This is a genomic window from Athalassotoga saccharophila, from assembly GCF_009936215.1.
Lineage (GTDB): Bacteria > Thermotogota > Thermotogae > Mesoaciditogales > Mesoaciditogaceae > Athalassotoga > Athalassotoga saccharophila.
Genome location: NZ_AP019551.1, coordinates 888,516 through 913,445, shown reverse-complemented (window position 1 = coordinate 913,445; position 24,930 = coordinate 888,516). Strand labels below are relative to the sequence as shown.

General features: G+C 42.0%; 19 protein-coding genes. 8 read left to right on the top strand and 11 right to left on the bottom strand.

From position 1 onward, the window contains the following. Positions 1-8: 8 nt before the first annotated feature. The 3 genes from ATHSA_RS04590 to ATHSA_RS04580 all read right to left on the bottom strand — a co-directional run bounded on the left by ATHSA_RS04590 (position 9) and on the right by ATHSA_RS04580 (position 3,029). Positions 9-1,253: an ABC transporter substrate-binding protein gene (locus ATHSA_RS04590; RefSeq protein ID WP_197739236.1), complete on the bottom strand. Its 1,245-nt coding sequence runs from the start codon at positions 1,251-1,253 to the stop codon at positions 9-11. 38 nt (positions 1,254-1,291) lie between these two features. Next, the gene (locus tag ATHSA_RS04585; protein WP_161847967.1) at positions 1,292-2,269 is read right to left on the bottom strand and encodes a LacI family DNA-binding transcriptional regulator; all 978 of its coding nucleotides are present in this window, start codon (positions 2,267-2,269) and stop codon (positions 1,292-1,294) included. Between the two features lie 127 nt (positions 2,270-2,396). Continuing rightward, on the bottom strand, positions 2,397-3,029 hold the full coding sequence (locus ATHSA_RS04580; protein ID WP_161847966.1) for a hypothetical protein: 633 nt from the start codon (positions 3,027-3,029) through the stop codon (positions 2,397-2,399). 330 nt (positions 3,030-3,359) lie between these two features. Between ATHSA_RS04580 and ATHSA_RS04575 the strand changes: the two genes are divergently transcribed. The 4 genes from ATHSA_RS04575 to ATHSA_RS04560 all read left to right on the top strand — a co-directional run bounded on the left by ATHSA_RS04575 (position 3,360) and on the right by ATHSA_RS04560 (position 9,524). Continuing rightward, on the top strand, positions 3,360-3,557 hold the full coding sequence (locus tag ATHSA_RS04575) for a cold-shock protein (protein WP_161847965.1): 198 nt from the start codon (positions 3,360-3,362) through the stop codon (positions 3,555-3,557). A gap of 98 nt (positions 3,558-3,655) precedes the next feature. Then, positions 3,656-4,831: a metallophosphoesterase family protein gene (locus ATHSA_RS04570; protein ID WP_161847964.1), complete on the top strand. Its 1,176-nt coding sequence runs from the start codon at positions 3,656-3,658 to the stop codon at positions 4,829-4,831. A gap of 1 nt (position 4,832) precedes the next feature. Then, positions 4,833-7,439, top strand: a complete 2,607-nt coding sequence (locus ATHSA_RS04565) for an AAA family ATPase (protein ID WP_161847963.1) — start codon at positions 4,833-4,835, stop codon at positions 7,437-7,439. A 15-nt stretch (positions 7,440-7,454) separates the two neighbouring features. Beyond that, the gene (locus tag ATHSA_RS04560; protein WP_161847962.1) at positions 7,455-9,524 is read left to right on the top strand and encodes a phospholipase D-like domain-containing protein; all 2,070 of its coding nucleotides are present in this window, start codon (positions 7,455-7,457) and stop codon (positions 9,522-9,524) included. A gap of 23 nt (positions 9,525-9,547) precedes the next feature. Here ATHSA_RS04560 and asnB read toward each other — a convergent pair whose 3' ends face one another. From asnB to hutU, 3 genes are read right to left on the bottom strand one after another with little or no spacing between them, the layout of a single operon-like run. Next, complete coding sequence (gene asnB / locus ATHSA_RS04555) at positions 9,548-11,419, bottom strand: asparagine synthase (glutamine-hydrolyzing) (RefSeq protein WP_161847961.1); 1,872 nt, start codon at positions 11,417-11,419, stop codon at positions 9,548-9,550. An 8-nt stretch (positions 11,420-11,427) separates the two neighbouring features. Next, positions 11,428-13,842 carry an O-antigen ligase family protein gene (locus ATHSA_RS04550; protein ID WP_161847960.1) on the bottom strand — a complete coding sequence of 805 codons (2,415 nt, stop codon included), beginning with the start codon at positions 13,840-13,842 and terminating at the stop codon, positions 11,428-11,430. Continuing rightward, on the bottom strand, positions 13,842-15,491 hold the full coding sequence (hutU, locus tag ATHSA_RS04545) for a urocanate hydratase (protein ID WP_161847959.1): 1,650 nt from the start codon (positions 15,489-15,491) through the stop codon (positions 13,842-13,844). The genes ATHSA_RS04550 and hutU overlap by 1 nt, the downstream gene beginning before the upstream one ends. Before the next feature lie 368 nt (positions 15,492-15,859). On the opposite strand from hutU, the gene ATHSA_RS04540 reads away from it, so the two are divergent. The 4 genes from ATHSA_RS04540 to ATHSA_RS04525 all read left to right on the top strand — a co-directional run bounded on the left by ATHSA_RS04540 (position 15,860) and on the right by ATHSA_RS04525 (position 18,367). Beyond that, positions 15,860-17,134 carry a TrpB-like pyridoxal phosphate-dependent enzyme gene (locus ATHSA_RS04540; RefSeq protein ID WP_161847958.1) on the top strand — a complete coding sequence of 425 codons (1,275 nt, stop codon included), beginning with the start codon at positions 15,860-15,862 and terminating at the stop codon, positions 17,132-17,134. Positions 17,135-17,206: 72 nt separating this feature from the next. Continuing rightward, on the top strand, positions 17,207-17,488 hold the full coding sequence (locus ATHSA_RS04535; RefSeq protein ID WP_161847957.1) for a flagellar biosynthesis anti-sigma factor FlgM: 282 nt from the start codon (positions 17,207-17,209) through the stop codon (positions 17,486-17,488). Beyond that, positions 17,488-17,949 (top strand): flagellar export chaperone FlgN, encoded by a 462-nt coding sequence (flgN, locus tag ATHSA_RS04530; protein ID WP_161847956.1) that lies wholly within the window; start codon positions 17,488-17,490, stop codon positions 17,947-17,949. Before ATHSA_RS04535 ends, flgN begins: the two co-directional genes overlap by 1 nt. Before the next feature lie 10 nt (positions 17,950-17,959). Then, positions 17,960-18,367, top strand: a complete 408-nt coding sequence (locus ATHSA_RS04525) for an OsmC family protein (RefSeq protein WP_161847955.1) — start codon at positions 17,960-17,962, stop codon at positions 18,365-18,367. Here ATHSA_RS04525 and ligA read toward each other — a convergent pair. From ligA to ATHSA_RS04500, 5 genes are read right to left on the bottom strand one after another with little or no spacing between them, the layout of a single operon-like run. Next, entirely contained in the window at positions 18,343-20,349 is a 2,007-nt protein-coding gene (ligA, locus tag ATHSA_RS04520) for an NAD-dependent DNA ligase LigA (protein WP_161847954.1), read from the bottom strand. The two genes, ATHSA_RS04525 and ligA, sit on opposite strands and share 25 nt — an antisense overlap. Then, positions 20,342-22,444, bottom strand: a complete 2,103-nt coding sequence (locus ATHSA_RS04515; protein ID WP_161847953.1) for an HD-GYP domain-containing protein — start codon at positions 22,442-22,444, stop codon at positions 20,342-20,344. The genes ligA and ATHSA_RS04515 overlap by 8 nt, the downstream gene beginning before the upstream one ends. Continuing rightward, positions 22,441-23,622, bottom strand: coding sequence for a methylenetetrahydrofolate--tRNA-(uracil(54)-C(5))-methyltransferase (FADH(2)-oxidizing) TrmFO (gene trmFO / locus ATHSA_RS04510; RefSeq protein WP_161847952.1), 1,182 nt, complete (start codon positions 23,620-23,622; stop codon positions 22,441-22,443). The genes ATHSA_RS04515 and trmFO overlap by 4 nt, the downstream gene beginning before the upstream one ends. Next, entirely contained in the window at positions 23,619-24,029 is a 411-nt protein-coding gene (locus tag ATHSA_RS04505; protein WP_161847951.1) for an ATP-binding protein, read from the bottom strand. The genes trmFO and ATHSA_RS04505 overlap by 4 nt, the downstream gene beginning before the upstream one ends. Further along, positions 24,019-24,930, bottom strand: a complete 912-nt coding sequence (locus tag ATHSA_RS04500; RefSeq protein ID WP_161847950.1) for a PucR family transcriptional regulator — start codon at positions 24,928-24,930, stop codon at positions 24,019-24,021. The genes ATHSA_RS04505 and ATHSA_RS04500 overlap by 11 nt, the downstream gene beginning before the upstream one ends.

The following is a 24,930-nucleotide window of genomic DNA, read 5'->3' as shown; positions in this document are numbered from 1 at the left end:
GTGTATAATTATTGACCAAGCAATTGTTTCAACTGGGATGTCATCTTTGCCACTGCCTGATCGACAGTTTCCTGATTTGTCAGGGCAGCGTTAACGTTGTCGTAGATAACTTGAGAGATCTGCGCGTATATCGGAGATTTCGGTCTCGGTTCTGCATTCACGAAAACATCGTAGAGAGATTTGAAGAGCGGAACTGCTTTAATGACCGCAGGATCGTTGTAAACAGAAAGCACTGAAGGAGCCTGACCTGCATTTATAGCCTTATACGCTTCCTGCTGTGGAGAGGTCAGGAACTTTATCAACTTGACAGCCTCTGGAATATGTTCGCTGTATTTGTTGATGGCAAGTTCCCATCCACCGAGAGTTGCAGAATGATGAACGCCGGGGAAACCTGTACCCTCTGGGAGAACCTCTACTCCAACCTTACCCCTTACCGCCGAATCTGTGGCCTGGAGCAACGGCCAGCAATATGGCCAGTTTCTCATAAATACTGCATCACCATTTTGGAAGATGTGACGCGCATCCTCTTCCTGATAAGTTGTAACTCCGACTGGAGATATCTTGTACTTGTAGATCATATCGTACATGGTCTGCAAAGCGGCCTTTACCTGTGGACTGTCAGAGACAACCTTTCCATTTTCGTCAAGGATATTGCCACCGTAAGAGTGGACGTATTCCATGAAATCGCACGTTAAACCTTCATAGGCAGCACCCTGCCAGACAAAGCCTTGGATATGTTCTCTTTGGGATATATACTGGGCTTCCTGAATAAGTTGATCCCATGTTGTTGGTGGCTGGAATCCGTACTTCTGAAGCAGATCAGATCTGTAGTAGAGTATACCGGCATCGACAAACCAAGGTATTGCAACAAGTCTTCCGTTGTAGGTATCGTTGTTTATGGCCCCTTGGAAGAATTGTGAAAGTTCCTGATCGGTGAAATACGGTTTGAGATTTACAAGAAAGTCTGCAAAAGCAGGTGGATCGATCGTGTCGAGGAAGAGAATGTCAGGCTCTGGCATCTGAGCACTTAGATAAGTTACGTCCAAGTTATATCTGTCCGTTGTTGAATTTGGCATCGGCATCAAGACGACTTTGATGTCAGGATTTTGCTGCATGAACTCTTTGATCTGCGTTTGAAGAACTTGAAGTTCTGCCCCTACCGCACCCGCCGTCATAACTATGGTAACGGTCGCAAAAGAAGAAATCACAAGGGCAATCATCAATGCGATTGCTAAAAACACGCTACGCTTCACAAAAACCCCTCCTTTATCCTTATTCGCCATATGGCGTTTTAAGCAGATTCTCCTATTATCAATCTTGTAGGCAATCTTACCTTCTCGTCGAAATCTTTCCCCTCTATTTTGTTTATCAAGATCTTTGCAGCCTCCATACCCATCCTGTGGCGCGGTTGATCCACCGTAGTTATGCTTGGGGTTACAAGATTAACGATATCAATACCATCGAATCCCGTAACAGACACATCTTCTGGCACTCTCAATCCCGATTTTATAAGCCATTTTATCGCTCCGGCGGCCAAAACGTCTGACGCGCAGACTATCGCATCTGGAATCTTTTTCTTCTCGACGAGATTTTTTATGTATATTCTGGCGCTTTCTGGCATATCTTCGGCAGTTTCCTCTCCGAGTCTTACAAGGCCTTCATCGTACTCTATGCCATTTTCTTTTATGATCTTTTTGAAAGCGGTAAATCTTGATCTTTCACTTTTGAACCCTATAAATCCAAATCTTCTGTGTCCTTTTGACAGAAGATAATCTATGACCTGTTTTATAGCCTTGAAGTTATCTATGTAAACGTACGGGTTATCCATATATGGTTCTTCTATTGTTACGATATTTACATTCTGTGCATCTGATATCTTTGGATAGACTCTATCATGACCTGTAGCAAGTACGATTCCATCTGCCGCTTTAGATTTAACGAGTTGGAAATACTTTTCAACGTTGAAGATCGAGATGTTAAACCTACCCATAAGGACGTTGTAATCTCTCGATTCGGCGTAATCTTGGACTCCATGTACAACATCTATGAAGAAAAGGTTTGAAACATCTGGAATAAGGACTATTATAGATCCTACTATCGATTTTCTTAAAGTCTTTGCGGAATAATTTGGAATGTAATTCAACTTCTGGGCAACTGAATAAACCATTGCCCTTGTTCGGGGACTAACAAGTTGAGGAGAGTTAAAAACTCTTGAAACCGTCGCAATTGAAACGCCCGCTATTTTTGCAACATCCTTAATACTTACCATAATTTCCCCTTAAAATACGATAATGAAAACATTTACATTCACACTATACCACAATTATAAAAAATAAAAAAAGCCGAACAAAATTATTTTCGGCCGTTTATTAACGATTTTTGGATATTGTGACTAATTAGACATAATTCTCATCTTTTCTCTCGATATTTCTAATTTTTTTAAAGAATATTTCCATCATCGAGAACAAAAGCAATCCCTCTCCGACAGAAAAGATGTACCAGTTATAACTCAATTTGTTTGCATCAACAGTTACAAAAGACAGAAAGATTATTATTCCACCGCCTAATCCCGTCAATATCTGGACGAGATCGAGATCCACTTTTTTTAAGATCATGACAAGACCATAGATAACGAAAGTCGAAGAAACGATAAGAGGTGCGAGCACCGGTCCGAACCACTCTGTCGGGACGAGAAACAATATGTCCCACGTTAAGATTGAGGGAGGCCAGTTCAAAAATAATTTGAGGCCGACGTAGTAAAATATGTCCCATATTCCGAAAAGATAGATGAAATAATAAAGTCTTCTGAATTTATTCTCTCCCGCAAGCATTGAGACTGCCCAAATCATTATTATCGTCATAATCTCTCTGAACATCTCTATGTGAATCATATTCAATGGGATGACAAGATGCATTCTAAACCCATGGGAATAATAAATCTGTCTTAAATAAACGACAACGATAGATTCAAGAAATCCCATGGCAATTCCAAACAAAAGTACGATAAACAAAGATCTTTTGCAATTCATATTCTCACCCTCTGTAATTATACTAAGTTTTTCAATGAAACACTCCGACAGGCCATCTGGCATAATTTCTTGTTTATAAAACAACAAAGGATCCTGAGGATCCTTTGTTGTAAGGGAGAGAATTCGTAAAGCAAAGAAAGGGGATGGAGGTAAGTTAATTCATTGATTAGACTTCAATTTGGATGAATTTGTTCTATATCAAACAAAATTCAAATTCATCAAGCCGGAAGTTTAATTGAAATTAATTTAACCTATTGATTTTAATTTCATTAAATGATACAATAGATTTGTGTGGTTCGAAGGAGCCATAATTTTTAAGGAGGTAACAAAATGAAAGGTACTGTTAAGTGGTTCGATGCCAAGAAAGGCTACGGTTTCATAACGATGGAAGACGGGAATGATATTTTCGTTCATTACTCGGCAATTCAGATGGACGGTTACAAGAACCTGAAGGAAAACCAGAGTGTTGTCTTTGACATCACTGAAGGCTCCAAAGGTAAACAGGCATCGAACGTTAGACTTGCTTGATTCTTACTGACGCCAAAAATCGAAAAGCCCGATTTAATCGGGCTTTTTTTATTTCTAAGAATTTGTTGTATAATATTCGGCTAAGAGGGGGCGAGATTTTGAGAATTCTACATTGTTCCGATCTTCATCTTGGCAGAAAGGTTTCGGGATCGATTTATTCGGATTATTTTAAAGAAAGGTATCAGGATTTTTTCAAAGCATTCAAATACATAGCAGATTTCGCGATATCAAAAAATGTTGACGTGTTAATGATCTCGGGCGATATTTTTGACAAAAAAGATTTATCTCCCGACACACTTGAAAAAGCCGAAGAGATCTTCAAAAGTATTAAGGATGCGGGGATAAGGACTATCGCAATAGAGGGAAATCACGACAGGATTTTCGATTTTGAAAATGTCTCCTGGCTTGAATATTTAAAAAACAAATCTTACATCGTGCTTTTGAGACCTTCCGTTAGAAACGGAGAGGTCTTTTTTGATCCATGGGATGGGAAAAAAGGAGGCTATTTCGAAATCGAAGACACGAGATTTTACGGGGTTGGGTACCAAGGGATAAACTTTCCAGAGTACATAAAGGCACTCTCCGAACTTGACGATGACCACAGAAATATCATGCTAATCCATACAGGAATAGGAGATCTAAAGATGCCGGGCTTCGTAAGTTCAAAAGATTTCGAATGTATAGATGGAAAATTTTCCTACATAGCGGGAGGCCATCTTCATTCAAAATCCATCCAGAAGATAGGCAAATCTTCCATCTTTATTCCTGGATCACCTGAATACTGGGACATACGAGAATCTGATCAAAAGGGCTTCTTTGTTTACGATACCCAGAGAGAAAGCGTGGAATTTTTCGAATCTTACAGGAGAAAAAAAATAGAGAAGCATTTGAGGTTAACCCAAGATTCAAACCTTGAAGAAAATTTCATGCGTCTCTTTTCCGAATCTGCCGTGGAGAAGGGTGCCATGTATCTTATAAACATAGAAATACCATTTGGAGTTCCATTGAATAGCGATCTTTCGGAGTACGAATCCTTCGTGGAGAAAAGTGGTGCTCTTAATTGTACGATAAATTTAAGACAGATAGAAAATAACCAGATCGACAATGAAAGCCCTATGAGTATTCAAGAGATAGAAAATTCCATCATCTCGAAGGACAAAAACTTCGGCTCCCATTCAAGATCGGTTACCCAAGCGATAGACATGCTAAAAAGCGCAAATGATTCTGATGCATTTGAGATCTTAGATAAACTTTTTGAAGATTTGGTGAAATGACATGATAATAAGGTCGGTGAAACTTCAAAATTTCAAAAGTCATCTCGATTCTTCCATCTCTTTTTCAGAAGGTCTTAATTTGATAATAGGTCCAAATGGTTCGGGAAAATCAAGTATTTTGGAGGCCATAGGACTTGCTTTTTTTGGAATAACCAACGAAAAAAAACTTTCCCAATTCATAACGAATGAAGATTCTAAAAATACGGCATTGATAAAGGTTGATTTCGTATCGGATGGAATACATTTCACCATCACAAAGGAGATCTCGTCATCACAGTCAAGGGTTAAAATTTCAGACGACACCGGATTAACGGTAGATGGAAATGCAAAGGTTATCGAGAAGATGAAACAACTCTTCAGGATAGAGACAGATCCCGAGAAAATATACAAAAATGTCATAACATCTTATCAGAATCAAATGACGGATATATTTGCCGGCAGAGAAAGCGAAAGGAAAAATTTCTTCAATGCACTCTTTGATACCGAGATATACAAAAAGATCTCTTCGAGTCATGTCAAAAAATACTCCGACACACTTGAGTCGAATTTGAATAATCTCAACAATATCGCCAGTAATTTGGAATCGGAGATAAATGAAAGGGCATCTCTGCCAGATGAGATAAGATCGCTTGAGGGAGAAATAAAGTCTAAAGAAAATGAAATCTCTGCGTGGAAATATCAAATAGAGAAACTTCAAAAATTCTTATCAGATCAGATCGAACTTAAAGATAGAATGAACTCTATGATATCTCAAAGAAAGATATTGGAAAGCAAACTTGAAGGGTTAAATCACGAACTTGTGAATTTGAATAAGTCAAAATCAGAGTCAGAAAATGCCGGACAGGTTCTCATCCTTTACAGAAATGATTATGTCCTTTACGAAGAGATATACCTTAAGGTCCAAGAAGAGAATGAAAAGATTTCACGCATGAGAAATGCCCTCGATGAGATTCAGAAGGTAAATAAAGAAATTTCTGACAAAAGGTTAGAGATCGAAAAGTTTTCTGTCTCAATTGCTTCGGACAAAGATAGATTGAAAGAGAATGATTGGAATCGCCAGATCTACATCGATCAATTAAAGTCATCTCAAGATCGGGTAAGGGAATTAACGATTCAATTGGAAGAACAAGAAAGGGTCCTAAAGGACCTTGAATTAGAAAAGAAAAAATTCAAAGAGGAAATGAACACATCTTTGAATTTAGACGTTAAAGAATTGGAAGATCGTCTAAGTGAGATAAGAGACAAAATAGCCATCACGAATTCAAAGATAAAGGATCTGAAAAGCGCAAAAGAAACTCTCGGAAATGGAATATGCCCCTACCTCAAAGAAAGATGTCTTAACATAAATGGAGATCCGGACAGGTTCTTCAACCCACAGATCGAAAATTCACAATCAGAACTTTTACAATTTCAAAAGGAAAAGGCAGATATAGAGGAACAAATAAACAAGATCGAAAGATACCACGAGGAGATCATGAATTCGATAAAGGTCCACCTCGAGGAGATAGAGATAAAACTTAGAAAAATATACGAAGAAAATGCGGCAAAAAGGTCTCTTATAAATTCAGAAATGCAAAACCAAGAAAGGATAAAAAAAGCCCTTGAAGATCTTGAAAATTCATCCCAAAATCTAAGAAGCCTTATCGAAAAGAGAGATCAAAAAATCTCGGAACTGAGATCTGAATTAGAAGTGCTTTTACAAAAAACTTCAAACGAAGAAAAGATAAAATTGGAGATTGAAACTCTTATGAAAGAGTACGATTCTCATCGGGAAGTGCTCAAAAAAGTTAAAAAAGGGCATGATCTCTACGTTGAAAACCAAAAGTCTGCCGCGATCATCAACGAGATCATTTCAAAAATAGAGGAAAGAAAATCGGAGATCGAATCTATCCAAAGTGGTATCGATCAAATCAACTCCGATTTGTCAAAGGTCAAAGTTCTCTACGATGAGGAAGAATTGAAAAAGACTCGAGAGACAATTGAAAATATCACATCCAACATGAATTCGGCAAATATGGAACTCGGAGAGTTAAGATCTGATCTAAAGCACAAATTAGATGAATCTCACGAGATCGAGAAGAAACGCGCGAAGTTAGAAGATGTGAGATCATCCATCAAAAGTATAAAGGTAAAGTTGGAAATGGCAAAGAACCTAAGGGCTCTTCTCGATCAGATGGGATCTCAGGTGTCGACAATTTACAGGGAAAATATATCATTCAAAGCGATGGCCAATCACAACCTTCTTACCAAAAGATCTGAGACGGTACTTTGGGACGAAAATTACGATCTACACTTGATATCCAAAAATGGAAAGTTAACATCGGACAGAACCTTTGGCATGCTCTCGGGCGGCGAACAGGTTGCCCTCGCCCTCGCGATGAGGATGGCCATGGCCACCTTCTTTTCGAGATCTGGCTTTGCCATCTTCGATGAACCAACTGTGAATCTCGATTTGGAAAGAAAAAATGCGCTTTCCGAAACCTTGCCCGATCTTATCGGGGAAATGGATCAAGTCATAGTCGTAACGCATGATGACACTTTTAGAGAGATGACAGAAAAGATAATATCTCTTAAAAATATCGATGGGATAACAACCATCGTCAATTAAAATGGAGGTGGAAGTATGAAGAGGTTTTACGTCTTTTTAATCATTATTTCGTTGTTTATGACCTTTACCGCCCTTGCACAGCCCGTGATAAGTACGTCTTCAACCACGACGAGTATCTTTTTCGAGCCGGTAAGTGGAGAGACGCCATTTTTGAATGCCATTAAAAGCGCCAAAACATCGATAAAAATAGAGATGTACGTTATAACGGCGAATGACATTTTTAACGCTTTGGAAAGTGCTGTAAACCGTGGCGTCAACGTTCAGGTAATCCTTGAGCACCATCCATACAACATGCAGGCTCAGGCAGATTACGCGTATAACGCCCTTACGAAGATGGGAGCGCACGTACAGTGGGCACCTTCGAGATTTACATTTGATCACGCAAAGGTCATGATAATCGATGATTCTTACGCGATCTTTGGCACTTCAAACCTCACCTACAGTGGTATAGCCCAGAATTTTGAGGCAAACGTTGAAACTCATGATCCTCAAATAGTGAAGGCCCTCTTGATGGTCTTCAACGCCGACTGGAATAACACACAGGCAGGATCGGCACCGAGAGAGTACCTTGTCTTAAGTCCTAACAGCGAAAGCGATCTTGTCTGGCTTATAAACAGCGCACAGCACACCCTTTTGGTGGCCGAAGAGGAAGTCCCGGAAGGAAAGGTCTTCACAGCCCTTGAGAATGCCGCCCAAAGAGGAGTGGACGTAAAACTCATAGAGCCCGAATCAAGCGCGAAATCGATGTCGAGCAATTATGCCCTTTCCCAACTTGCCGTCGCCGGTGTAAAGGTTGGAATTCTTAAGTCTCCGTACGTTCATGCCAAGATGATCGTATCGGATAACAATTATCTTTTCATAGGGTCAGAGAATGTCTCCTACACCTCGATGATGCAAAACAGAGAGGTTGGAATAATACTTTCAAATAATTCTCTTATCTCTCAGGCTACAAATCAGTTCAACGAACTTTGGAGGGACGTGTCTTTGATGGCCGCGCGTCTGCCTTCGTCCGAAATCGCGCTTCTTACACAGATCGCAGGGAATTCTTATAATTACATGAACAAACTCGTAAAGACCGTCGGAACGGTAGAGGCCGTCTTCGGACCGACAGTCTTCATTTCTTCGACCTACAATGGAAAGATAGCCGGTCTCGAACTATGGCTTGGAAGCGTCGCAAATTCCGAACTTGTTCTCAAGCCCGGAGACACGGTTCGCGTTGTCGGATCGGTTGATACCTACAGAGGTCAACTCGAAATCGAGGCCGTTAGCCTTCCAGAGGTCATCTCCAAAAACCTTCTTCCTCTTCCCTTTGAACCCTCTTTAGACAAGATAGCCAATTACAATGGTCTTACGGTGATGATAAGGGGAACTGTAAAGGTATCAAATGACGGCGTTTATATAGTCGACAAAGACGGTAAAACGATAAGATTTTCCTCTCTCGGAATGATTCCACCCGTAAGCGATGGGACCGAAATATACGCCGAGGGAATAATCGTGAAGGATAACGCCAACTATCTGCTTGCGGCAACGAACTTTTACTCTGCCGCAAATTACACACCGATCCTTGAGGGCATGAATTTAAATTATTCACCTTCTTTGAAGGACCTGATCTCAAATGTGCAGTCTTACTTTAACCAGACGATAACCTCGACAGGGATAGTCTCTGCCGTCGTGAGCGCGTCGAATGCTTACCTTTTCTCGAATGGGTACGGGATCAGAATATACGGCCAGCATGGAAATATAAAGCCGGGAGATATAGTCCAATTCACGGGAACCTTTACGTCCTACGACAACTCTTTAGAGGTAGACATAACTTCCTTCAAAGTTATCGGCAGCACAACGCCTCCCGCACCAACTGTCATAAAGACCGGGGATTATTCAAAGTACTCAGAAGTCTTAGTTCAGGTAAGCGGAACAGTCTCGAATGCAAAGGGAAATCTCTTCCAGATAGATGACGGATCGGGGCCTGCGACGGTTTACCTTTCAAAGGGAAACCTACCCAAAAACGGTAGCACAGTGACTGTTATAGGTATATCTTACCAGTACAAAGACATTCACGAGATATACGCGATCTCAATTTACTAAAAAGCCCCCTTTTGGGGGCTTTTCTAAAATCGAAAGGCCTTTTCCCATGCCGCTAAATTGACAATGCGCCATAGGATTTTGTGCGGCATCTTTTCAACCTTTATATCCATTTCTTTGATGAATCGTGACTGTGCGATGTAATTTAGGGCAAAATCTTCAAATCCCATCTCAAACCATTCTTTTTGAGGCGTAGGAAAGCCCAATTTATCCTTTCTCCATAAGATCTTTTCATTTATGAGGCCTTCAAAACTTCTTCTCGAGAGGTACTTGGTCCACCCATCGTGAATTTTGTAAGCGGACGGTACAGACATGGCAAATTCGACGAGTCTGTAATCAAGATATGGAAATCTCGATTCTATGGAAAAGGCCATAGAATTTCTGTCTGCCGTCTTGAGAAGATCTACGAGTTCTTCTCTCATATCTGCCCATGCCCTAAGATTCATGTGAGAAAATTCAGATTTTGCCTTCCCACCGTAGGGAATGAACTTTATTTTGTGATTGAATATCCGAGATGAAATTCCTTCAAAATACCTTTTTTGGGCAAGTGAATTCATGTATTTTGTGCCAATCGTTCTTAAAAAGAGCGAAAATGAGGCATTTGCCTTCTTCAAATTCTTTATTTCCGAGAAAAAGGTCTTATTTGGAAAGTTTTCGCCTATCATTATGGGCATGTAAAGCGGATATCCTCCCGCTATCTCGTCACCACCCTGACCGTCAAGCGTTACCGTAACTCCACTTTCTTTAACTAACTTCATGACGCGGTACTGGGCATATGTAGAAGTTGAATCAAATGGTTCATCGTGAATGTACGCGATTTCTTCAAGAGATCTCGAAAGGTCTTCCCAATCCGGTATCACTTTAAAAGATTTGACATGGGTCTCGGACGCGACGATGTCTATCCATTTCGATTCGTCTGCTTTGTAATTTCCGTATACCGCAGAGAATGTGTACTGGACATCTCCTACAGAGGGAATTTTATGGCCTTTCATGAGTTCATTTATCGTGTACACGACGGAGGACGAATCTATCCCACCGCTCAAGGCTGTGCCAACCTTAACATCACTTATAAGTCTTAACTTTACGGCATCGGTGAAGATCTCACGGAACCTTTCGAAATAAATTTGCGCCTGTTTTTCATCGTACACGGCTTTTTGAATGTTGGGATTTACGTCCCAGTATTTGTAGATTTTGATCTCGCCACTTTCAACATCGAAGATGAGATTGTGGGAAGGAAGTAACCTTTTCATGCCTTCAAACATGCACTCCTCGAAGAAATTCTGCATTCCCCAGACAAGATATCTTTTAGCATCGTCCATGTTGATCTTTTTGGGAACTTTGGAAAATTTCAAAAGTGCCTTTTCTTCGGAGGCAAAGGCGAAATACTTTCCATCGTGAAAGTAAATGAATGGCTTTATTCCAAATCTGTCCCTCGAAGCGAAGATGATCTTCCTTTTCGGATCCCATATCGCAAAGGCCCACATACCGTTGAAATGATCAACGCATCTCTCTCCCCAATGAATGTATGAGGTCAAAAGTACCTCCGTGTCTCCGGATGACTTAAAGGTGTAACCTATCTCCTCGAGTTCTTTTCTTATTGACATAAAATTGTATATCTCGCCGTTAAAAACGATTACGTATCCGTCTCTTTCCATCGGTTGATGGCCCTTTGGAGAAAGGTCGAGTATACTCAATCTTCTGTAACCAAAGGCCCCGTTGAAATTTCCAGAGATCGGAGGCATATCAAGGTTACCGACTGTATCGGGGCCAGAGAAATGCTTGATATCCGGAATGGAACAGAAACCTTCATCGTCAGGCCCTCTGTGCCTTAAAATCTTCGATATCTCCAAAAGTTCATTCGCGTTCGTTTTTCCAATAACTCCAAATATGCCGCACATATTCTACCTCAATTCTCAATAAAGCCTTCATCTGTCCAGTAATCTGCAAATCTACCGTATTTATCTGAATATTTCATGAATTCGTCGATGAATGGTTTTAAAGACATCTCAGTTACTTTTGCATCCTTTCCGACGGTCAGATACAACTCTTCAACCTTTCCGTCCGTTGTTTTATGCGAGAACTTCCAGACGCGTTTTACGAGAGGCCCCATGACGGTGTTAACAGGATAGAGAAACTTCGTGCCATCTCTGTTTATCAAAGTCCATCCAACAGGAGTCGAAAATACCTTTGAAATTTTTGTGAAAATATCGTACGTGAACAGTATCCCGCTAAACCTTTCTTTGTACATTTCGAAATACTTTTTCAATCCTTCCTGATCTTCCGACTTCTTTGCCATATCAAAATAAGCCTGCCAGTAATTGTTCTCGAGTTCGTAATTCGCGTAAGGAGAATTCAAAAAATCATCTATTATCCTTCTCAAAATGGCAGTCGATTGCTTAAAATCTTTCTTTGCCACATCGTACATCTTCCGATCGCTGTAAAGCGTACCGAGAGCATTCAAAAGCGTCACCACCGCCCTCCTTGCCGCCAGAGAAAATGGATTGACCTTGAGCGAAATCTTTGCAAGGTTCCACGATTCATTCGCGTAATTCGCATCCTTCGTGGCACTGAAAACGACTGCGTAAACCATTGACATTGTTCCGAATGGCACATCCGGTGCCTCCGAATGCTTTAGAATAAAGTCTTTTGACGCCTCAAACCATACCCGAAAGGTGTGCAAATCTTCGAATTGCAATTTTCCAATAGATGATATGCCTTCAAGAACATTTGACGCGACCGTAAAAAACCTTTGCTCGTAAGGAGAGACCTTAAGGGCCGAAAGCGTCGCGTCGAGGGCAACCTTTGCGTCTCCAAGGTTTTGAGCAGAAAAGGCAAGTTGGACGTATCTCATTCCGACGTTGTTGGAGTGGGCAAAGTACAAATTGACAAGATAGAGTATAAAAAGTCCTAAAAAGACATACCCAAGGTAATGGAAGGATGAGAATTGAAGGCCGGCCGAGACGGAAAGTATAAGCATAAGGGTGAGATAATTGGGCTGAAGTGGAAAGGAAAAGATGAGATCTAAAGAATATCCAACTATCGCTATGCCTATCCAAGGCATTCCAGTTACGATCGAGGAATATATCGAAAATACGACAAGTGCGAGGTATATCAGAAGATGGGTTATTCCACCCTCCAACAAGAGATCGAGATAATGATTGTGCGATCTGTCCACAACCTGTGTCATGAAATACGCAGATGACTTCCTTGAAAATTTGCTCCTCATTGCCCTCGCTATATTTTCGATGCCATACCCAAGCCATGGTCTTCTCACAAAGGCACGTCTCGATTCATTCCATATAAAGGCCCTGTTAACTGCCGAGGATTCTGGCTGTCCCTGTCCACCTGTATTCGAATTTGTCCTTTTTATCTTTCTCTTTACAAAGTCGATGACTATCTTTACCCTGTTCCAGTTCTCCTTTCCTTGGGGTGTAAAAAGGTAAAGGATTGGGGGAAGGATGATAACGGCTAAGGCGATTACGATCATGTAAAGTGGTCTTGGTGTGAAGATAACGTATACGATCTCGAGAATGGACACTATAATGGAGGCTATGTAAGATCCGCGGCCGTGCGAGAGAAAAAGCCCCCATGTTATGGCAAGGTAAGAGATCACAAAGAATAAAAACAGAGGGGAATCGAGATAAAACGCAAAGGTTAAAGGAAGGATCGTGAGTAAAAAGTTCGCGACCGGGATTGGATTGGAGATGGTTCCGGTGTACCTTCTGAATCCCATCGATTTGAGATAGGAAAAATCGTACTTTATTCTGTGATCTTCGTCCAAAAATTGTAGTGTAAGGATTATCATCTCGACAATCCCGGCCGATATTACGATCGCAAAGAAGGCAAACGATCCTATTGTCTCAAAAACCTGCCATCCGGCAAAGAGGATGACAGGTATTGTGAACCTAAAAGTCATTCCCATCTGTCTTTCTATTCCGCCAAGGTAGGAAAAGATAAAGGATTCGCTCGTTATAAAATGAAATAGAACGCTTGCCCACCACAATCCCAAGAGGACAAGAAGAATTTCATTTGGAACAAAAAAGCCTCCTTCAATTACAGATCTTGCAACAGTTATCGAAAGGGCAAGTGCCATCCCATTTGCAAATTGCGTGTGGGTCACGGCAAATGGCATCCACGCGAGAGGGTCGAAGGTGAGGATAACGAGAAAGACCGTCCATGTGAAAAGCATTAATTCGTAAAGGGGCAAGATCTTCGGTGGAAATGAGATCGCAAAAAGCACGAGCAGACCGAAAAAAATCAAAGAAAGCAGGGCATACTTTGTGCTTGCCTCGAAATTGTATTCTCTAAGGCTAAGATGCATCAAAAACCTCCCATCGGCATATCTATGTTGTGTTTCTTGGCAGTTTCAACCGCTATTTCGTATCCCGCGTCGGCATGACGGACGACTCCGATTCCGGGATCGTTGTTTAAAACTCTCGATATCTTTTCGTCTTCCAACTTTGTCCCGTCTGCAACGCATACAAAACCGGCGTGTATCGAATAACCTATTCCAACGCCACCACCGTGGTGGACGGAGACCCACGTCGCGCCAGAAGACGTATTCAAAAGTGCGTTAAGTATTGGCCAGTCCGCTATCGCATCAGATCCATCCTTCATTGCCTCAGTCTCCCTGTAAGGGGAAGCGACGGAACCGGTATCATGGTGATCGCGCCCTATCACGATCGGAGAGAGTTTGCCCTCTCTTACCATCTTGTTTATCTCAAGCCCAAAGGCCTCCCTTTCTCCCTGACCGAGCCAGCATATCCTCGCGGGCAATCCCTGCCAGTTGACCTTCTCGTGGGCCATCTTTATCCATCTTTTCAAATGATCATCGTAGGGGAAGAGTTTTAAAACAACCTCATCTGTTTTGTATATGTCCTGAGGATCGCCCGAAAGTGCTACCCATCTGAATGGTCCTTTGCCTTGGGCAAAAAGTGGCCTTATGTATTCGGGCACATATCCGACGATCTCGAATGCATCCTTCGCACCGTGATCGTATGCCATACGCCTCAAATTATTTCCATATTCGAAGACCTTTGCACCGCGTTTTTTCATCTCAACGATGGCCTCAACGTGCTTTACCATAGAATCGAAGACTTTATTCAAATAACCATCTCTGTCCTTCTCTCTCATTTTGGCAGCACTCTCGACGTCCATGCCCGAAGGGATATATCCGTTAAGCGGATCGTGGGCCGAGGTTTGATCCGTAACTATATCGGGTGTAAAACCATCCTTTACCATTTTGGGAAGGATATCCGCGATATTTCCAAGAAGGCCTATTGAAAGTGGCCGTCCTTCCCTTGCCGCTTCTTTGGCCATCTTTATGGCCTTTTCGTAAGAATCCGTCCATGTATCGAGATAATGCTTTTCAAGCCTTCTTTCTATCATACGCCTGTCAACCTCTACCGCTATCATAACGCCACCGTTAAAGGTTACGGCCAAAGGCTGGGCTCCTCCCATCTCTCCAAGGCCTGCCGTGACCGCTATCTTCCCAGAAAGAGTCCCGCCAAAGTACTTTTCGGCGACTGCGTAAAATACCTCGTAGGTGCCTTGGAGAATTCCCTGCGTTCCTATGTATATCCAACTGCCGGCCGTCATCTGTCCAAACATCGTCAGGCCTCTCGACTCGAGTTCTCTGAAATATTCCCAGTCTGCCCATTTCGGTACTAACATGGCATTCGAGATCAGAACTCTCGGAGCCCACACGTGTGTTCTGAAGACTGCGACAGGTTTTCCGGATTGAACGACCAAAGTTTCATCATCGTTGAGTCTCTTTAGCGTGTTCACTATGGCATCAAAAGATTCCCAGTTTCTTGCGGCCTTTCCCGTTCCGCCGTAAACTATAAGATGGGCGGGATCTCTTGCAACCTCCGGATCGAGATTATTCATTATCATGCGCATCGGAGCCTCTGTCTGCCAAGATTTACACGTTAATTGATTCCCTCTGGGTGATCTTATTATCCTCTCCATAAAGGCTTCCTCCTTTTTGAAAATTCAAAAAGAGTATATCATAATTTGATGCGTAGCGGGTGGATCTCTGATTGGTGAAGAGTGAGTAGATATTGAAAATTGCAAATTTTCCATTTTCAATTTTCTCAATTTACATGGCACGAGCCATTATGGGTACTTGCCGGATCGATGATTATTTAATTGACTTTTTGGAAAATCTATGATATATTTTATCAAAGGTGATCTTATGATTGGTTTGAATTTCAAAGTCGAAAATTGGTGGTGGTACCGTCCCTGGTGCTGAAGGGATTGGTGCCTTTTGCCATAATTCAGCATCGGGGATCTTGAAAAAAGATCCCCGATTTTCATTTTAGAAGGGAGGAATTGAAATGAGGAGATTTGTGTATTTAAAAGAAGAGGACATACCGAAATACTGGTACAATGTCAAGGCAGATCTGCCTTTCGATCTCGATCCGCCGATCGATCCACAGAATATGAAACCAATGGACCCGCAAAAACTCGAAGTCTTATTTCCAAAGGCTCTCGTAATGCAGGAAGGCACAAAAGAAAGGTACATCGAAATTCCACAGAAGGTAAGAGAGGCTTACGCGCTTTACAGGCCTACCCCGCTTGTGAGGGCCATAGGATTTGAGAAGGCTCTAAAGAGCCCGGCCCGCATATACTACAAAAACGAATCTGTAAGTCCTACGGGTAGTCACAAACTCAACACGGCTCTTGCTCAAGCATACTACAACCTCGTTGAAGGGACAACGAAGATATCGACTGAGACGGGGGCCGGTCAGTGGGGAAGCGCTCTCGCCTTTGCAGGGGCCTATTTCAACTTGGACGTGAATGTCTTTATGGTAAAGATAAGTTTTGAACAGAAACCGGCAAGAAAATACATGGTAAACCTTTTTAACGGAAAGATCCATCCCAGTCCAAGTGATTTCACAAATTACGGAAAGAAAATTCTCGAAATCAAACCAGACTCGACAGGCTCTCTCGGAATGGCAATAAGTGAGGCCATAGAATTCGCACTCTCTAAAGAAAAAACTCATTATTCCCTTGGAAGCGTGCTCGATCACGTGCTTTTGCACCAGACAGTCATAGGTCAGGAAACGCAAAAGCAACTCGAACTTGTCGGAGAGGAACCAGACGTTTTGATAGGATGTTTCGGTGGCGGATCCAACTTTGGAGGATTTACACTGCCATTTATTCCTTTAAAGATGAAGAAAAAATCCCTCGAAATAGTGGCGTGCGAGCCAACTGAATGCCCGTCCTTCACGAAAGGAGAGTACAAATACGATTACGGAGACACGGCCCATCTTACCCCGATGCTCAAGATGTACACGCTCGGTTCCGAATTCGTTCCACCTCCAATTTACGCGGGTGGATTGAGATACCACGGTGCGTCCCCTATAATAAGCCGTCTTGTCAAAGAAAATTACATGAAGGCAATAGCCATTCCGCAGGATGAGGCTTTTGAATACGCAAAACTTTTTGCGATAACGGAAGGCATAATTCCGGCACCAGAGACAAGTCATGCCATCGCAGGCGTCGCGCGGTACGCAAAAGAGTTCGCCAAAAGTGGAGAAGAAAAGGTCATAGTTTTCAACTTCAGCGGTCATGGACTTTTAGATCTTAACTCTTACGTTGGAAAATAATTACCCCTACGGCAGGATATCGCACTTGACTTTTGGCAATATCCTGCCGATAATATGTACGGAGGTGGTAAGATGAGAATAGATGGGATATCCGGAATACCCCAGCCGGAAAATGGAAAGGATCCAAAAGGAGAAAGGTCTAAAAAGGTAGAAAGATCAAATGAAGATCTTTTTGTTGGCAATTCTAAGATAGATTTCAAAACCTTCATTTCGATGGCATCGAGCGTCAGCGATATAGAAAAGGAAAGGTCACAAAAGGTCGATCAAATAAAGGCCCTTGTCCAGTCCGGACAGTACAGCGTGAATGTCGAGAATATAGTCAAAAAGATGATGAATGAGATGGGTGAGTTTTAATGGTTGAAGAACTTATAAAGATACTTGAAGAAGAGCACGATCAATTCTTGGATCTTGCCGATATACTCAAAGAAAAAAGAGATACCATAGAAAAGAACGATGTTGAAAGGTTGAAAAATGTTTTGGAAAAAGAAAGAGATAAACTTAGAGTTCTCGATGATCTCGAACAAAAAAGGTTGAATTTGTCTCTCAAGATAACGAATGATCTCAAAGTAGAGCCTACTATTTCGGCCATAATAAACGTGATCGACGAGCCTTTAAGGCACGATCTTGCCATTGTCGTTGCAAAGATGACGAACGTTATAAATGAGGTAAGTCTTATAAATTTGGGAATTCAGAGAATGATAACTTACAGGCTTGAAGAATTTGACCTTATAATGAACCTTTTCAAATCTCAGGATAAGACCTACGATAAAACCTCTCATATCCCGAGCGGAATGATTTTCAACGGAAATGCATGAAGGAGGAAATATGCTAACATTGAATTGGAACGGAAAGATGAAATTCACGGCCCACACCGAATCAAATCACGAGGTCGTCATGGATGCCTACACTGACGTTGGAGGAGAGGATTCGGCCGCAAGGCCCATGGAGGTGCTTTTGGCAGCCCTTGCCGGATGCACGGCCATGGACGTTATTTCCATACTCGAAAAGATGAAGACAATGCCGAGAGATTTCAAAATAGAGATAAGTTACACAAAGGCGAAAGAACATCCCAAAATCTACACGGATATTCATCTCAAATATATCTTTTACGGAAATGTACCAAAAGAGAATGCCGAAAAGGCAGTTAACCTTTCGCAGACAAAGTATTGCAGCGCTTCCGCGATGTTAAGGAAGGCCGCCAATATAACCTATGAACTCGTCTTCGAAAGTTGATCGATCATCTCGTAAAGTTCCTTCTCACTTATGACTTTAACACCTAATTTTCTCGCTTTGTCGAGTTTTGATCCCGGATTCTCACCTACCACCAAATAATCCGTTTTTGAGGATACATTTTCGGAAAGTTCGGCTCCAAGGGAAAGGAGCCAATTTTTTATCTCCTCGCGCGGCTTTGAAAGTGTTCCGGTTATTACAAAATGCCTGTCTGATAATATCTTCTGTTCCGGCAGTGATCCCTTAAAGCCGTAAGATTTTAGTTTTTCAACCATCTCTTTTGTCTTATCCAGAGAGAAGAATTGCTCTATCGATCTTGCGACCTTCTCCCCGACTCCGCTTATCTTCACGAGATCTTCTTTTTTAGCGTTCTGAAGTGCATCTAAATCATGATACCTTTTGGCTATAAGCCTTGCGGTTGTTTCTCCGACCATTGGAATTCCAAGCGCTATTATGAGTCTATAAAATGGAAGCGATTTTGATTTTTCTATTTGATCTATAAGTTTCTGGGCCGATTTTTCTCCCATCTTTTCGAGTTTTGATAAAAATTCTTTGTCAAGCGTGTATATATCGGATGGATCCTTTACCCGTCCGGTCTCTATCAACTTCTTTATCAATTTCTCCCCGAGGCCGTGTATGTCCATGGCCTTGCGGGAAGCAAAGTTCTCTATCCACGCCTCAAGTTTGGCGGGGCAATAAGGGTTCAAACATCTTATGGCAACATCTTGAGGATCTAACTTTCCGACCGGACCACCGCACACGGGACATGTCTTGGGCATTTCAACTGGTCTTTCATTTCCGACTCTTTCTTCCACGACGGGCTTTACAACCTGTGGAATTATCTCGCCGGCTTTTTCTATTATCACCGTGTCTCCGATTCTTATGTCTCTTTCTTTCACATAATCGAAATTGTGAAGGGAGGCTCTTTTAACCGTTGTACCGGCAAGACGAACAGGCTGAAGTTCGGCAACCGGTGTAAGAGTGCCGGTTCTGCCAACTTGAACTGTTACATTGAGTATCTTTGTTCTTACCTGTTCTGCCTGAAATTTGTACGCTATCGCCCATCGCGGTGCTTTGGCGGTAAAGCCTAAATTTTCCTGAATTTCGAAGGAATTAACCTTTATGACCGCACCGTCTATTGGATAATCTATCTCTTCTCTTCTCTTCTCGCACCATTCCAAATATTCCTTTATTTCATCGACATTCTTCGCGATTCTCGATTCACCGTTGACTTTGAATCCCATCTTTCTCATGAACTCTAACGCTTCCCACTGAGTCTTTACTCCGTATTTTCGTGGATTCTCAAGCGTGTATATAAATGAGTCGAGATGCCTTTTTGCAACCTCGGTCGTGTCCAATTGCCTTAGGGTACCAGCCGCCGCATTTCGAGGATTCGCAAATAAAGGAAGGGATTGGTGCTGTCTTATGAGGTTCAATTTTTTGAATTCGGTGTAGGACATGTATATTTCTCCTCTCACCTCGACATCTATAGCCTCGGAGAGAATGAGAGGGATTGTCCTTACAGTCCTCGCGTTATCGGTAACATCTTCTCCAACCTCGCCATCCCCGCGCGTTGCGGCAAGAACAAGTTCTCCTTTTTCGTACTTTAGCCTTATGGAAAGTCCATCTATCTTCATTTCGCAGACGTATTCTATCTCATCGTGATCTGAAAGTTTTTTTATCCTTTCGTCGAACTCTTTCAATTCTTCAAAAGAATATATGTTGTCGAGGCTGTACATCAAAGATGGATGTCTTACCGGCGAGAAGCCTTGGAGTATCTTCGATCCGATCCTCTGCGTTGGAGAGTTCGGACTTTTGAGAGAAGGGTATTTCTCTTCTAAACTTTGCAATTCTTTGACAAGCATATCGTACTCGTAATCCGTTATGATGGGATCGTTGAGAGTGTAATACCTGTAATTGTGATACTCTATTTCTTTTCGCAACTTCTCGATTTTCGACCTCACTTCATCAGGGATCTCATCCATTTTTCTCCTCCTCGTCTAAGAGAGATTCGTATATTCTTTTGAATTCAAGGTTGTACTTTCTAAATATCTCGAGAATTTTAGGATCGAAATGATCCGGGTTCGTTCTTCCATCTCCTTCAAGGATTATCTTTACAGCCTCCTCATGGCTAAAGGAACGTTTGTATCTTCTTGGCGATCTTAAGGCATCGTAAACATCCGCGATCGCCATAATTCTGCCCTCTATTGGTATCTCCTCGCCCTTTAGACCATCGGGGTAACCACTTCCGTCGTACTTTTCGTGATGGTATCTTGCTATATGTCTTGCCATTTCCAAAAATGGTGCCTCGCCCAACAATTGCTCTCCGTATATCGTGTGTTTTTTCATCTCTTCGAACTCTTCTTTCGTAAGAGGCCCGTTTTTCATTAGAATTTCTCTCGGTACCTTCAATTTTCCTATGTCATGAATCATCGAATAGATGCGTATATTCGAGACGAATTCATCTCCCATCATCAATTTAGATGCTATGAATGCCGAATATTCTCCAACTCTGTGAATGTGCGATCCGGTCTCGTAATCGTAAACTTCGGAGATTTCGGCGAATTTTGTCGCAAGATATATGTAAGCATTTTGAATTTCGGAAATAAGCCTTTGAGAATTCAAAGATGCCGCAAAGCCAACCATAAATCTCGTTAAAGATTCTCTCTCGACCTCCGGCACACGATCGAGGAAGGCCATCTCGAGAACGGCCAACAATTTTGACTCGAACATTATCGGAACAACCATGATCTGGTAAGGCGGATCGCTTGCCTCAACTATATGTCCATTTAACAATTCTTTTCCCACTCTTGAAAGATCGACGGGATTGAATCTTTCTCCTATGACATCGGTAAAATTACCCTCCCTCTTGTTAAGATCGACGATGGCTATACCGGCACATCCGTAAATCTTCATAAGTCTGTCGAGAAGGATCTTCTTTGAAGATTTGTTGTCCGTTGAAAGGGAAATGAGATTTGATACCTCGAAGAGTTCTTTGAGTTCTTGACTTTCTTTTGAAAGGTTATTCGAAAGTTGTTCTATCTCCTCGTAAGAACTTTCTAATTCCTCATTTGTCGCCCTCAATTCCTGTATCTGGGCAATTATCTCCTGGAACAACTGATACATCTTATCAAAGACTTCCTTTGTCTCTTTGAACCTGTATATCTTTTCCTTTGTCTTCTCGTCGATCTCTATCTCCCCTTTGTGAGGATCAAATCGGGAAGAGACACTGGAAAGCATCTCAACGGATCGTGTTATCCTTCTCGATACCAAGATCATCAATATGATCTCGCCAACCCCGATAAGAATGGTTATCAGCACAAGGTAAAAGATCGTCCACCAAAGGTTTGAAACTATGCTCGATGATGGAACGAGTATTCCGAGAGTGTATGGCATCGAAGAGAACATATCGTAGATCGACATAGTATCGTTGTAGTTAAAGTTTACTATTTTGTAATTTATTCCGTTGATGATCACACCATTGTGATTTATCGAAACATTCGAAGGATATATTACCTTTCCATTTCTCATTATCAAAAATGGATTGCCGGCTCTTGCAGAAAGCATATCGAAAAATTGCTTTTCTGTGAATATAAGACCTCCAACGTATTCGGTATTCCCATTAAAGGCTACCGCAAAGGTAACAACTGAGGCCTTCAGAGTCGGAGAATAGAATTCGTTGATGACGACCTTTTGAGGATTGGAGGTTGCGAGAATGTACCATGGCCTCGATCTTGCATCGAGAGAGATGGCGCCAGATTCGTAAGGGTATATGTAGTTAGTGCTTCCAATGGTTATAAAGGCCCACTGTGCGCCGGAAGAATTTTTCATCTGAGAGAGGGTCTTTTCAATCTCAGATCCGTGGTAGATGGAAAGGATCCCATCCAAGACATAGCCGGCATTCGTTCTCGATATGTTGGCGACAGAAACGTTGAATTTGTTGAGTTGATCATTTGCGCCAGCGAGTATTTGGTATTTTATCTCTCCATTCACGAAATAAAATCCGCTTATTACAACGACCAAAACTGTAATCGTTATTATGATTACGGTCACTATCAAAACGAAATTTCTGATTCTCACGAATTCCTCCTTAATATTCCGAAATTGGCGTACATTGGCTGCAATTTTGGCGTTTTTGTAACGTAATCTATCAAAGCACCTATCATCGTATTTATCGGAAATTTCTCCAATTCACGTCCCTCGATCATTCTCACAACATTTCTTCCGACGTAAAGTCCTGTCGCTATCGATTCGACGTACCCTTCAACGCCAGTTATCTGTCCGGCAAAAAATATATTCCTTCCTTTTGCCCTGAAGAATTCGTCTGTCAGACGGTATGGCTCGATGTAAACATTCGCGTGCATAACTCCATACCTTACGATTTTAGCATTTTCAAGGCCCGGGATCATTCTAAAGACTCTATCCTGTTCGGGCCATTTCAATCTTGTCTGGAAGCCCACGATGTTAAAAAGTGTGCCGGCGTAATTGTCACGTCTTAACTGTACGACGGCATAAAAATTTCCAAGTCCTACGGGCCTTAAAGGGCCATATCTCATAGCATCGACTCCGGATTTCGCTATCTCTTCGATGGGCTGACACCTTGAAAAAAGCAGTTTTTTGTCAAATTCCTCTACCGGCAAGACCTCTGCCTTAACGAGTGCCTCGTGAAATCTAAGGTATTCTTCTTTGTTCATCGGACAATTTATGTAGTCTTTCCCATCATCGTATCTATTTCCAAAAAAAATCTTCGACATGTCTATTGTATTGGCATCTATTACCGGAGCGACGGCATCGAAAAAGTAGGCGCCACCCCCGAATGTCGAGAGGATCCATTCATAAAGTCTGTCTGAGGTTGCAGGACCTGTTGCGATTATCCATATATCGTTATCGGGTATTTTGGTTATTTCTTCTCTTACTATTTTTATTCTTGGGTGGGATTTAAGAATCGATGTTATCTCGTCTGAAAAGGATTCCCTGTCAACTACAAGTGCCTTCCCTCCCGGGATGGCATGGCGGTAGGCCACATCTAAGACGAATGATCCAAGATCCCTGAGTTCTTTTTTCAAAAGGCCCGAGGCATTTTTAAGATCGACTGATTTCAAAGAGTTGGAGCAAACGAGTTCGGCCATTTTATCCGTGCGGTGGACTCCAGTCATAACGTAAGGCCTCATTTCATGGATTGTAACATCGTACCCCGCCTGCGCTATTTGGTAGGCCGCTTCGCTTCCCGCAAGACCGCCCCCTACGACATGAATCACGCGATCTTCCTCCTGAGAACAAGAAGGTTTCCCCTGCAGGTCTCTTCGTATTTAACCTCGTCCACGAGAGAATTTATCAAACCAACGCCCCGTCCACTCTCGCTCATCGGAGGAGGCGGTGAATAATTTTCGAAATCTATAACATTTTTCGGTCCAAAGTCTCTTATGCCTATCTCGAAAAAACCATCCTCTATCTTCATGTATACGGATATTATCTTCGTCTCGTCCCTTTGATAAGTATGATTCACAACGTTGGCGATAGCCTCTCCTATCGCAACCTCTATGTCATCTATCATTGCACAATCTGCCTTCCCGCTCAAAATCAAGAAATCACGCGCCACATGTCTGACAATGGAAGCAGACCACAACTTCGAAGGCAGTGTCAAAAAGATTTTATCATTGCTCAAGGTATTTTCCCTCCGAATCGGCAAGAATCAAATAAAGTATAACACCATCTTTGAAATTTTTTGGATCGAGGTATGTTATATCTCTTACCCTGTTAAGCCTGTTAAGGATCGTGTTCCTGTGTATCTTCATAACCTTCGCAGTCTTTACGGGGCTCGCGTCATTTTCGAAAAAGATCTTCAATGTTTCTATAAGTTCTGGATACTTTGCCAATTTTTCAAGTATATTCTTTTTCTTCTTGAGCATTTCGGAGATCAAAAAGGAGGCCGATATATCCGCATAAACTGAAATTCCAGAAGGATCCGATCCGTAATAAAGGGCCATCATCGCCTGCTTGTATGCGACATCTGGAGATGGATCAAATGAAATACCGGCCCTACAACCTGCTGGAAGATCATTTATCTTTTTTTCATCGAAAATGAAGAACTCCTCTCCAGATTCAAGGCGCTTTAAGAATTTTCCTCCCCTTCTTGCCATCTCGGCCCTTAACTGAATAGAGGGAAGGTTTGAACTTACGGCGCACAAGACAGGCCTTACGACATCTTTAAAGCCGTTGACTATCTCTTGGGGGACACTCTCTTCAAATTCTTCATCGGAATTCTTCAGAATCTCTTCGAGTATGTGTTGGACGAATACTTCAAGACTTTCTTCGGAAAACTCGTAGCCAATAAGCGCTATTGCACCTTTTAAATTTATGAAATTCACCGGTACCACAAGTGTGTGGCGCTGGTTGTAAAAAATACTCGTTCTTATACCTGTCTTTAACGCGATAGAAATGGCATCCGAAAGGTCTTTTGAAATTTCGACGGTCGAAAACTTCGGCACCCCTTCTCGATCCGTACATACAACGTCCCCGTTGAAGAGATCGATCAACTTCTCGCCTATATCGCTCCAGATCTCCAT